10 protein-coding genes are annotated in these 11,655 nt (G+C 63.2%); 8 read left to right on the forward strand and 2 right to left on the reverse strand.

Going from position 1 to position 11,655, the window contains the following annotated elements; translation table 11 throughout:
* Nucleotides 1-128 precede the first annotated feature (128 nt).
* The 8 genes from JQ591_RS23535 (at nucleotide 129) to JQ591_RS23570 (ending at nucleotide 9,686) form a co-directional block, all read left to right on the forward strand.
* The gene (locus tag JQ591_RS23535; RefSeq protein WP_249137525.1) at nucleotides 129-1,682 is read left to right on the forward strand and encodes an oligosaccharide flippase family protein; all 1,554 of its coding nucleotides are present in this window, start codon (nucleotides 129-131) and stop codon (nucleotides 1,680-1,682) included.
* A 3-nt stretch (nucleotides 1,683-1,685) separates the two neighbouring features.
* On the forward strand, nucleotides 1,686-3,524 hold the full coding sequence (asnB, locus tag JQ591_RS23540) for an asparagine synthase (glutamine-hydrolyzing) (protein WP_211398354.1): 1,839 nt from the start codon (nucleotides 1,686-1,688) through the stop codon (nucleotides 3,522-3,524).
* Nucleotides 3,525-3,527: 3 nt separating this feature from the next.
* Nucleotides 3,528-4,616: a glycosyltransferase gene (locus tag JQ591_RS23545; RefSeq protein ID WP_211398355.1), complete on the forward strand. Its 1,089-nt coding sequence runs from the start codon at nucleotides 3,528-3,530 to the stop codon at nucleotides 4,614-4,616.
* A 42-nt stretch (nucleotides 4,617-4,658) separates the two neighbouring features.
* The gene (locus tag JQ591_RS23550; protein WP_211398356.1) at nucleotides 4,659-5,264 is read left to right on the forward strand and encodes an acyltransferase; all 606 of its coding nucleotides are present in this window, start codon (nucleotides 4,659-4,661) and stop codon (nucleotides 5,262-5,264) included.
* Nucleotides 5,265-5,292: 28 nt separating this feature from the next.
* A complete protein-coding gene (locus JQ591_RS23555) occupies nucleotides 5,293-6,105 on the forward strand; it encodes a class I SAM-dependent methyltransferase (RefSeq protein ID WP_349630397.1) in 813 nt (270 codons plus the stop codon).
* A 3-nt stretch (nucleotides 6,106-6,108) separates the two neighbouring features.
* Nucleotides 6,109-7,041, forward strand: coding sequence for an NAD-dependent epimerase/dehydratase family protein (locus JQ591_RS23560; protein WP_211398358.1), 933 nt, complete (start codon nucleotides 6,109-6,111; stop codon nucleotides 7,039-7,041).
* Nucleotides 7,034-8,209, forward strand: a complete 1,176-nt coding sequence (locus JQ591_RS23565) for a glycosyltransferase family 4 protein (protein ID WP_211398359.1) — start codon at nucleotides 7,034-7,036, stop codon at nucleotides 8,207-8,209. Before JQ591_RS23560 ends, JQ591_RS23565 begins: the two co-directional genes overlap by 8 nt.
* A gap of 427 nt (nucleotides 8,210-8,636) precedes the next feature.
* Nucleotides 8,637-9,686 carry an O-antigen ligase family protein gene (locus tag JQ591_RS23570; protein ID WP_211398360.1) on the forward strand — a complete coding sequence of 350 codons (1,050 nt, stop codon included), beginning with the start codon at nucleotides 8,637-8,639 and terminating at the stop codon, nucleotides 9,684-9,686.
* Nucleotides 9,687-9,781: 95 nt separating this feature from the next.
* Here the strand turns inward: JQ591_RS23570 and JQ591_RS23575 are convergent, their stop codons facing one another.
* Both JQ591_RS23575 and JQ591_RS23580 read right to left on the reverse strand, forming a co-directional pair.
* Nucleotides 9,782-10,744 (reverse strand): UDP-glucuronic acid decarboxylase family protein, encoded by a 963-nt coding sequence (locus tag JQ591_RS23575; RefSeq protein ID WP_211398361.1) that lies wholly within the window; start codon nucleotides 10,742-10,744, stop codon nucleotides 9,782-9,784.
* Between the two features lie 156 nt (nucleotides 10,745-10,900).
* Entirely contained in the window at nucleotides 10,901-11,653 is a 753-nt protein-coding gene (locus JQ591_RS23580) for a glycosyltransferase family 2 protein (RefSeq protein WP_283817897.1), read from the reverse strand.
* Nucleotides 11,654-11,655 lie beyond the last annotated feature (2 nt).

An 11,655-nucleotide genomic window follows, 5' to 3' on the forward strand; every position in this document is an offset into this window, starting at 1 on the left:
GCCGGCTGCGGTTCCTGCCGGCTATCGACATTACGTGAACTGGCTGCTAGCCCGAATTCGCGATGCCTTGGGAGGACCCCGATCGGCGCGGGGCAAAGGCTTGGTGAGGTGATGGCCGGGTGGCTGGCATGACGTTGAGAAAAACACCGCCCGATCTGCTGGGGAATTCCGCGTGGAATGCGATGGCCTTCCTGGTGGCCGTGGTGCTGAACCTGGCCATCCTGCCTTTCGTGATCGCTCATCTGGGCCTCGCTGCATTCGGCGTCGCGGGTCTTGTCACCGCCTGCATTGCGCCAGCACTGGTGTTCAGCAACGCTCTCGGACTGTCGACGTCGCGCGAGCTTGCACAGCGACTGGCGCCGTCCGACCGCGACGACGCGCGACGCCTGTTCGCGACCGCGGTCATGCTCGCGATCGGTGCGGGCGGGCCGATCGCCATTTTGCTTCTGGTTGCCGGGGCGCCGCTTGCGCGTCTCGGATTTCATCTGGCCGGTCCGGCCGCCGCCGACCTCGGACTGGCGTTCACGCTGGCCGGTATCGGCTGGTTGTGCCAGTGTGTATCGGCGATCTTCATTTCGTTGTTCACCGCGCGGCAAGACTATCGCAGGATCGCCTCGATAGGCATCGTCAGCACGGTGGTCTCGACTCTTTCGATGCTCCTCCTGATCCCCGCCGCGCCATACGCATCGACATTCCTGGGTTGCCAGGCGCTGGGGTTAGCGATCGGCCTGCTGCTGGCGCTGGCTTGGTGTAGCGGCCAAATGCGTCAGTGGCTGGCACCTCCAGCATTGCATCGCGAGGCGCTTGGCAGGCTGGTTCGGCTGGGCGGATGGCAGGTTGCCGCACAGGGTGGTGCGCTGCTTGCGGGGCAGGCCGATCGATATCTGCTTGGCGCGCTGCTGCAACCGCAGTTTGTCGGCTTCTACGGCGTTGCGCAGCGCCTGCAGGAGGCGACCTATATCGGTATCCTGAAGGTCGGCGAGATATTGTTTCCCTTCTTCAGCACGCTGCAAGGGGAGAGCGAGGACCGCAAGGTCGATCTGCTGTTCCGATCGTCGTGGGTTCTCAACGTCCTGGCCGCAAGTGCCCTGGGCGGATTGATCCCCGTGGCCGGCCCGCTGCTGCATGTTTGGACCGGCGCGGAGGTCGCGGCCGAGGCTGCACAGGTTCTCGTCGTACTGTCGATTGCCGGGATCCTCGGATCGAGCGCGAACGTCTTCGGCTTTTACTTGCTGGCGCACGGACGGTCGCGCTCCAATGCGCTCATCGCGTTGATCACGGGTGTCGTCACACTCGTTACCAGCGCGATCGCGTTGCCACGCTTCGGATGGCAGGCCGCAGGCTGGAGCGCATGCGCCGGAATGATCGCGCAGATGGCGACCATTGTCTTCCTGTTGCGCCGTAGTTTTGACGTCGCCGGCATGTGGTCGCGCATCGTGCATTGCGTGCTGATGCCGCTCGGCGTCGGGATCGCGACGGCGCTGGCGGTGCGATACGGTCTCGATCGCGCGCCATTCCAGCCCGCACCGTCCTGGTGGTCGGTGGGAGCCGTCTCGTCGGTGACGGCCGCGACCATCTTCGCAATCGCGGTTGCGGCGTCGCAATTGGGTCCGTATCGAAGGGCTTGCCGGCAAGATATTCGTTCGATCGTCAGTCGCTTCTTGCCCCTCAAGGCTGTCTAGGACATGTGCGGAATCGCAGGCATCGTAAATCTGGGTGGCAATGCGGTCGAACCGGCCGACATCTCGCGGCTGACGGCGCTGATTGCGCATCGCGGTCCGTTCGGCGAGGGGACCTGGTTCAGCGCGGACCGAAGCCTCGCATTCGGCCACCGCCGCCTGGCGATCATCGATCCCGGCGAGGGCGGCTATCAGCCCATGCTGTCTGCGGACGGCCGCCACGTGATCGTGTTCAACGGCGAGATCTACAACTTCCTCGAGCTTCGCCGCGAGCTCGAGGCGCAGGGCGCGGTGTTTCGCAGCCAATCCGATACCGAAGTGATACTGGCCGCCTGGCAGGCCTGGGGCGAAGACATGCTGCCCCGCTTCAACGGCATGTGGGCCCTGGCGATCTTCGACACCAGCACCCGCGAACTGTTTCTTGCGCGCGACCGCTTCGGCATCAAGCCGCTGCTCTATGCCGCGTCGCCGGAACGATTCATCTTCGCGTCCGAGCAGCGGGCGCTGGTGCGAAGCGGACTGATCGACGCTTCCGTTGACGTCGAGGTTGCACGCCGGCTGCTGCTCGATGCCTTCGGGATCGAAGGAAGCGAGCGGACCCTGTTTCGGCAGGTTCGCCGCCTGCAGGGCGGCCACTGCATGTGGCTTCGCCAGGGCAAGGTCAGTGTCAAGCGTTGGTGGCGGACAGTGGATCATCTGCCGCCGGTGCCGGCCACCGAAGCCGAGCGTGTCGCGCGCTTTCGAGAACTGTTCCAGGATGCCGTGGCCCTGCGCATGCGCAGCGATGTGCCGATCGGAACATGCCTGTCCGGCGGCTTCGATTCGTCGGCCGTGATTTGCGCCATGGCGGCGCACGAGAAGGAAGGCATGGGGCCGCGCGACAGCACGGCATGGCGTCACGCCTTTGTTGCGACGTTCCCCGGCGCCTTGAACGACGAGAGGCCGATGGCCGAGGAGGCCGCCGTCTGGGCCAATGTCGCGCCAACTTTTCTCGAAATCGGACAGGCCGATGCGCTGACGGACCTCGATCAGATTCTCGACGATCTCGATGACGTCTATATCGCGTTGCCCAGCGCCATATGGCTGCTCTATCGGCAATTGACCCAAAACAACGTGACGGTGTCACTCGACGGCCACGGGGCGGACGAGCTGATGGGCGGCTATTTGCAGGAAGGACAAGCGCGCGCGTTTCAAATACGGAACGCGGCAGAGGACCTCGCGTCGCGTTCGAAACTGGCCCGGCGCTGTGTGGACGTCCTGCGTGCGTTGTCCCTCAAGCGGAAGGGCGTGTATTTTCTGCGCGGCGGCCTGCGCAATCTTCCCGCCCCGCTCCCGCTAATAGCGGAGGACGATGTGCTGCCGCGTGAATGGGGTGGCTTGAACAAGCGCCTCTATCGGATGTTTCACAGCACGGTGCTGCCCACCATCCTGCGCAACTTCGACCGTCTTTCGATGGCGCACGGCGTCGAGGTCCGCATGCCCTTCATGGATTGGCGGCTGGTGACCTATACGATGGCGCTTCCCGAAAGCAGCAAGTCGTCAGACGGCTATACCAAGGCTGTTGCCCGGCGGGCGATGGCCAACCTGATGCCGGAGTCCATTCGCACCGCGCGCCGCAAGGTCGGCTTCAATTCGCCGATGCCGGAATGGCTGAACGGACCGCTGGCCGGCTGGACGGCCGACCTGCTGGACAGGAATGTGCCGGCGTTCGCGGAACTGGTGGATGAAGCGGGTCTGCGCGCGGCGGTCAGCCGTTTGACGGCGACGAAGTCCTGGGATTGGGAGTCGGTCGGGCGGATCTGGCCGTATCTGAATATGAAATGGATGTTGGCGAGGTACGCGTAAACGATGCGTCTGTTCCAGAATAGCGCCCTGTATCCGTCCTATCTGCCGCGGTTGAACCAGCTCGCGGCCGGCACGCAAAGCTTCGCGGAGCGGCGGCGCGTGTTTCTGGACGACCGTTTCGGCGCGTCGCATTTCCTTCAACCGGTGCTCGACGGTTCGCCGGAGGCCTTCTTCACCAATGGGGACGACGAGGTCCTGCAGCGCCGCTGGGCGCGCGAGCAGGGCATGTCGGGCGAGCCGACGCTCGAGGCCATCCTGCTCGCGCAGATCGAGCATCACGCCACCGAGGTATTCTACAATCTCGATCCCGTGCGCTACCCGAGCGCATTCGTTGCCAAGCTGCCGGGCTGCGTGAAGAAGGCGCTGTGCTGGCGTGCCGCGCCGTCGGGAAATGCCGATTTCACGGCCTATCGCGCCGTGCTCGGAAACGCTCCGTCGATCCTCGATATCTGGCGCCGCAACGGATGCCGGGTCGAATCCTTCTTTCCGGCGCATGATCCAGTGATGGACGAGTATGGTCACGGCGAGCGCCCTATCGACGTCGCCTTCGCCGGCGGCTACTCGCGGCATCATCGCGTGCGCGCCCGGACGCTGGAGCAGGTCGCGCAGCTCGCCGACAGCCGCAATATCGTGCTTTGTCTCGATGCATCGCGCCTGACCAGGCTCGCGGAGAGCACGATCGGGCGATTGCTGCCGCTGCGACAGCACCGGCGTCCCGATGCCATCGCCGCCATTGCGAGGCCCCCGGTGTTCGGCAGGGCCCTCTACGAACTGATTGGCTCGTCGAAGATCGTGTTCAACGGCGCGATCGACATGGCCGGGACTGATCGCGGCAACATGCGTTGCTTCGAGACGATGGGATGCGGCGCACTGCTCGTCTCCGACGCCGGCAGCTATCCGGCCGGCATGGAGGAGGGCGTGACTATCGAGACCTACGGTACCCCCGAACAGGCTGTCGAGGTCATTTCACGCAGTCTGCAAGACTGGCCCAGATCGGCGGAGATCGCTGCGCTGGGTCGGACCCGCATCCGGGACATCTACAGCAAGGACGTGCAATGGAAGCAGTTCGGCGACCTCGTCGGACGGGTTTAGCCGTGCTAGAGCGTCCAGGACGACGCGATTTCAGTTGATTGCATGAACCTCAACTTCCTGATCCAGCGGCTCACCGGCCGCAATAGCGACTACCTGATCCAGCGCATGATGGGCCGGGCGACCTGCCGTCTCGATGACGGGGCAGCGCTCGGAGCCAGCGCGAGGATCAGGAACATCCGCGGCGATTCCGACAGGATCGTGATCGGCCCACAGAGCCGGATCCTCGGCGAGCTCATGACCTTCGCCCATGGCGGCGAGATCAAGATCGGCGAATGGTGCTATGTCGGGGAGGGGACGCGGATCTGGTCGGCCGGCTCCATCGAGATCGGAAACCGGGTTCTGATCTCCCATTCGGCAAATGTCTTCGACAGTCTGACCCATCCGATCGGGGCGGCCGCGCGGCACGCGCAGGTCCGGCAGATCTTCACAAACGGTCATCCGCGCGAACTCTCGCTTGACGAAAGCCCGGTCCGAATCCGCGATGATGCCTGGATTGGCGCTGGAGCCATGGTGCTGCGCGGCGTGACGGTCGGGCAGGGTGCGGTGGTGGCGGCCGGGGCAGTCGTGACCAAGGACGTCCCGGCCTTCTCGATCGTGGCCGGAAATCCGGCGGTGCTGGTCAGGGAGCTCCGGTCCGATGAGCGGTGACGGAAAGTTCACGACGTGGGAGGACGCCGTGGTCTGGCTGCGCAATCAGCCGGATCAGGGTCAGCTCGTGCGCGACGCTTTCTACGATGATCCGCTGATCGCGGCCGCCGAGCGCTATTTTCAAAGTTCCGAATGGCAGGCGGTCACGGCGCTGCTGGCAGGGCGCTCCGGCTTGGCACTCGATGTGGGAGCTGGTCGCGGCATTGCCAGCTACGCGCTGGCCCGCAGCGGATTCGACGTCACCGCACTCGAGCCCGATGGCAGCGCCATCGTCGGCGCTGCGGCGATCCGGGATCTTGCGGCGCGCACGCAGCTGCCCATCCACGTGGTCGAGGAATTTTCCGAGCGCCTGCCGTTCGCCGACGACACCTTCGATCTCGTCTTCGCGCGCGCCGTGTTGCATCATACGCGCGACCTTGATGGTGCCTGCCGCGAGATGTTTCGCGTGCTTCGCCCCGGCGGTATGCTGATCGCGGCGCGGGAGCACGTGATCAGCAAGGAAGGCGATCTTCAGAAATTCCTCGATCAGCACCCGCTGCATCACCTCTATGGGGGCGAGCATGCTTACCTGCTCGACCGCTATACCGGCGCGCTGAAGTCGGCCGGTTTCGCCTCTGTCGGGACACTGGCTCCGCTGCAAAGCGCGATTAATCTGTTCCCGTATACGATGCAGACGCTGCGATCTGCGGTCGTCGAAAAACTGACGCGGAAGATTCCCGTCGGTCCGCTGTGGCGCGCCGCGTTTGCTTCGCAGCATGTGTTCGCGGCCCTGCTCTCGCTTGCCGAGCGCTTTGATCACCGGCCCGGCCGGCTCTATTCGTTCGTCTGTCACAAGGTCTAGGACATGTCCACGTGGGTTACCGGTGCAAACGGATTCATCGGACGTCATCTCGTTCGCGAGCTGGCGGGCGTCGGGCATGCGGTCCATGGTGTCGGTCACGGTGCGCTCGATCCGGCCCAGGCACGGGCCCTCGGTTTGCAGACCTGGATCAATGGTGAAGTCGACGCGGCCAATCTGAACGCGCTCGCCGCCTTGCACGGGCTGCCGTCGCAAGTCTTCCATCTGGCTGGCGGGTCGTCGGTCGGGCTGTCGATCGCACGCCCGTTCGAGGATTTTTCGCGGACCGTGACGAGCACGGCGCGTCTGCTCGAATGGCTTCGAAGTTTTGCCCCCGAGAGCCAGCTGGTCGTTGCGTCGAGCGCGGCGGTCTACGGCGCAGACCATGCCGGTCCGATCGCCGAAAGCGCGGCGTTGGCGCCGATGTCGCCTTATGGCCATCATAAGCAGATGATGGAGCAGCTGTGCCGGAGCTATGCCCAGAGCTTCGGCCTTCGTTGCTCTGTCGTGCGATTGTTTTCGGTCTACGGTCCGGATCTTCGCAAGCAACTCCTCTGGGATATCTGCTCGCGGCTGAAGAGCGAGGAACGGTCTCTCGATCTAGGAGGGACCGGGGCCGAGATAAGGGACTGGACCGACGTTCGCGACGTCGTCCGCTTGCTGGTGCGCGTTGCGGAGGACGTCCGCCGGGATGATTTTCGCCTGATCAATGGCGGCTCGGGGCGCGGGACGAGCGTGGCCGACATTGCCGAGGGCCTCATCCGGAATTGGGGGAGCAACACTGTTGTGCGTTATTCCGGCGTGGCGCGGCCGGGCGACCCAATGAGTCTGCTGGCGGAGGACGGGCGCTTGCGCGAGATGAATTTCGATTGGCGCCTTCCACTGGAGCGCGGTCTCGCCGACTATGTCGAATGGTTCAGGAGCCAGGCTCGTGCCTGAGCGTGCGCCGCTGCGGATCGCGTTCACCAACATCCCACGTCGCCTATGGGCGGGCGGCCACAACTATCAGCGCAATCTATTCGAGGTTCTGAACCGGTACAGTCCGGGGACGGTCACACCGGTGCTGTTCGCCGGAACGAAGGAGGATCCCGAGGAGATCGCGGCACTCGCCAGGATCCCGGCGGTGGATCTCGTTCAATCTCCTGCGTTCGATCGCACCGGGACGGGGCTCTTCGGTGCGCTCGTGCTCGGACGCGACGGACCGGCAGTGGCCGAGTTCCGCGCGCGGCGGATCGACATGGTGTTCGAATCCGCCCGTTTCTTTGGCTGGCGCCTTCCGTTTCCGGCCATCGCCTGGTTTCCGGATTTTCAGCACCGCCTGCTCCCGCATCTCTTCTCCAGGAGTGCATATTGGCGGCGTGATCTCGGCTTTCGGGTTCAGATCGCGTCCGGCCGGCACATCATGCTGAGCAGCGCCAGTGCGCTCGGCGATCTCAGGAGGTTTTATACGGGCATTTCGAACGGCGTTTCGGTCGTCCGGTTTGCGACGGAGCCTCCTGTCGGTCTGCTCGCCACGCAGCCGTCCGACGTGATCGCGCATTATGGCCTTCCGCCACGGTATTTCTACCTGCCAAACCAGTTCTGGCGGCACAAGAATCACCAGGTCGTGGTCGATGCGCTTGATCAGCTGAAATGCCGGGGACTCGACGTCGTCGTCGCGGCATCCGGAAGTACGCAGGACTTCCGTGAATCCGGACTTTTCGAGAGGACCATGAGTGAGGTCAGGTCGCGCGGTCTCGAGATGAACTTCAAGCATCTCGGAATGATCCCACTGGATCACGTCTACGCCCTCCTGCGCGCGTCGATGGCTCTCATCAACCCTTCGGAGTGCGAGGGGTGGAGCACCACTGTCGAAGAAGCGAAGTCGTTTGGTGTCCCGATGATCCTGTCCGACATCGATGTCCATCGCGAACAGACCGAGGGCGGCGCGCGATATTTCGGTATCCGCGACTCCAGGTCGCTGGCCGATCACATGTTGCAGGTTGTGCAAACCGCGGGGCCTGCGACCGTCCGCAATTTGTTGCCGGATCTGGAGCGGCGCGTGGAGGCGTTCGTTGCGGATTTCATCCGACTGACTCGGGATGTGATGGCGTCGCGGCGCGGCTAAGACTGATTGGAAGCATGGATGCGCGCGGCCTGGTCGCATGACCATGGTTTGCTCAGAGTGACCGAATTCTTCGGGGCTCGACGAACGCGCGCCGACCCAAGCCTGCTCAGTTGAGATTCGGCAGCGATATTTACAAGTTGATGCCGCAATGCTAGCAGGTACGCGTAGTAGCGCGTTTTGCTTGCTCAGTTGTAGTCATGGTTGACATCGATGCTATTGGGCTTCTTGCACCTCTCGTCACAGCGATAGGATTATTGATCGTCTCGGCGATCGGATGTCAGCGATCAAACCGATGACGAAGACTTGGTTGACGAAGACTTGGTTGACGAACGCAGCAATAGCGGTTTGGATCTCAACTAACTCAGTCCTTATCCTCTTGTATGGCATGAGTGGCACGAAGGGCCATGCAGCCATAACTGCGGCTGTCATGATCGTGCCGCTGCTCGTCATCGCGAGGAAATTTCAGCCGCTACCGACAGATTATTTGTTCGCTGCATTGGCCGCGCTCATGGTGGCGTCCGTTGTCGTCAACGGTCGAACGACGACTGATCGCGACTATGCGCTGCTCGCCCTTTCAATGGCCGCCTATCCCGCGTTCCGGGCCGTGGGCAGTCGTTTTGATCTCTCGCGTTTCTCCTACATCACGGCAGCGATCGTTCTTGTTGGAACCCTGCTGACGGCTTGGGCGGTGGTCTACGACCGGAGCGGCGAGTACAAGCCGCTGGTTCTGGGTTTCCACGAAGGTCCGACCGTGTTCTCGCTGACGTGGTGCTTCCTGGTCTTTGCTTTGCTTTCGATGAACTTATCGTCGCTTCAATGGCGTGTTGTCGGCGGATTGATCGCCTTGCCTGCGTTCGTGTTTGCCGCAGCAATGGTGCGACACCCTTTCATCGCCCTGGCTGTCACGCTCGTTGCGGCGGCCAAGATGGGCAGCCGGCGCCAGATTGCGGTAGCCGGCGTCGTGGGTCTGAGCATTGTCGTTGGTTTGGTCGCTCGTCCCTCGATGTCCGGCAAGATCATCGGGCTTGTCGTCGAGAATGCGCAGAAGCCGGTCGTGGCGTGCGATACCGAGGATACCTTTGCGATTAGAATTATACTCACAAAGGAAGCCTTGAACCTGTTGCCGAAGGTTGGTCTTCTCGGCCAAGGCATCGGAACGTTCGCTCAACAATCTTGCTACAAGACGGAGCCGCACAACGTTGTACTGCAAGCCGCAGTCGAGGTTGGTGTTGCCGCAGCGCTGCTTTTGGCGGCTGCTTTCATGTCGGCTGTGATGACGGCAGTAAAGCGTGCGCGCTCCAGTGCTACCGCGTCCTTTGTATTCGCTGGCCTGGTATTCGTCGGGATCGAGTTTTTGATGAGCGGTTCGCTGACGAACTCGGCGCTACTGTTCGGATTTATGGGCTGGGCGGTTGGGCTGCCACGAAATGACGGGCGCGAGATAAGCGGTGAACCGCATCCATTCGTCGGCCCGTAGCAGATGCCCCGGCCGCAAACCCCCTCCGGGTCCGGAGCCTGGCGGTGCGCACGTTGCGGAAGCTCGTTTGCGGCCGACGGAAGTTGCGAGCTGGATCAGGCCAGCTCGAGCGTACGCTTGAAATAGGCGATCGTCTCCTTCAGCCCGTCCTCGAGCGCGACCTTCGGCTCCCAGTCCAGCGCCGCCTTTGCCTTGGTGAGGTCGGGCTGGCGCTGGCGCGGATCGTCCTGCGGCAGTGGCTGGAAGATCAGTTGCGAGCGCGAGCCAGTGAGCTTGATCACCTTCTCGGCGAGCTCGCGGATGGTGAATTCCGAATTGTTGCCGATGTTGATCGGTCCGGTGATGTTCTCGCCGGTCGCCATCAGCCGCATGATGGCTTCGACGAGATCGTCGACATAGCAGAACGAGCGGGTCTGCCCGCCGTCGCCGAACACGGTGATCGGCTCGCCCTTGAGCGCCTGGACGATGAAGGACGACACCACGCGCCCGTCATTGGGCTGCATGCGCGGGCCGTAGGTGTTGAAGATGCGCGCGACCTTGATCGGCAGGCCGTGCTGGCGCCAATAGTCGAAGAACAGCGTTTCGGCGCAGCGCTTGCCTTCGTCATAGCAGGAGCGGATGCCGATCGGGTTGACGTTGCCCCAATAGTCCTCGGTCTGGGGATGGATCAGCGGATCGCCATAGACCTCGCTGGTGGAAGCCTGGAAGATGCGCGCCTTGAGCCGCTTGGCGAGGCCGAGCATGTTGATGGCGCCGTGCACCGAGGTCTTGGTGGTCTGTACGGGATCGCGCTGGTAGTGGATCGGCGAGGCCGGGCAGGCCAGGTTGAAGATCGCGTCGACCTCGATGTAGAGCGGGAAGGTGACGTCGTGCCGGACCGCCTCGAACAGCGGATTTGCGATCAGATGGGCGATGTTGCGCCGGCTGCCGGTGAAGTAATTGTCGACGGACACCACCTCGGCCCCCGTATCGAGCAGCCGCTCGCAGAGGTGGGATCCGATGAAGCCGGCGCCTCCGGTCACGAGGATGCGGCTGTTTTTGTAGCTTTCAAACGGCATGATCGGTTCCAGTGTCCGCGGCGGAGCGCGCTGAGTGGTATCGGCAACGGCCGGACTCGCCAATAGCCAAATGGCTTGGTCTTGGGTATCTAAATACCGATACTGTGCATGGGGTTGTTTTCGATATTTTGGTGGGAGCGCTCGGTCGGGCGCTGGCTAGAATTCCCGCCGTTTCAGCCAGGCCCGCGCACTCCAATGAGCAAAGCACCAGCTCGATCTGATCAGGGAGAGGCGTTCGACCTTGCGGTAGATCTGCCAGACCCATTTGGCGGAGCGCACCGGGCGGCTCGAGACCGAAGAGCCCCTGACGCGGTAGCGCGCGAGGTCCTCGTTGAGGCCGTATGCCGTATGGCCGCGCTTGAGGATCGAGAGCCACAGGCAGAAATCGTCGTAGCCCTCGTTCTTCATCACGATGGGACCGGCGATCTCGCGGTCGACCATCGCGGTCAGTGTCGCGATCGCGGTGTTCTCCAGGAGCTGGTCATAGGTGAGCGAGGCCGGCACCTCGATCAGGCGGCCGGTGACCGTGTTGCTCTCGTCGATGCGGCGGAACGCGGTGTAGCTGAGGGCGGCCCGCTTCTCGCGGGCGAAGGCGAGCTGGTGCTCGAGTTTCCCCGGCAGCCACAAATCGTCGCTGTCGAGGAAAGCGAGATAGCGGCCCTGCGCGGCGTCAATCGAGGCTTGACGGGCGAGCGCCGGGCCGCCATTTCGGGCCTGCCGGATCAGCTTGACGCGGGGATCGCGCTCGCCGATCGCAGCGATGATCGCCGGCGTCCTGTCGGTCGAGCAGTCGTCGGCGATCAAGAGTTCCCAATCGGCGAATGTCTGGTCCTGCACCGAGCGGATCGTTTCCTCGATCAGGCCTTCGACGTTCCAGGACGGTGTGATGATCGAGACGAGCGGCATCATGG

It is taken from the genome of Bradyrhizobium canariense (assembly GCF_018130465.1).
GTDB lineage: Bacteria > Pseudomonadota > Alphaproteobacteria > Rhizobiales > Xanthobacteraceae > Bradyrhizobium > Bradyrhizobium canariense_C.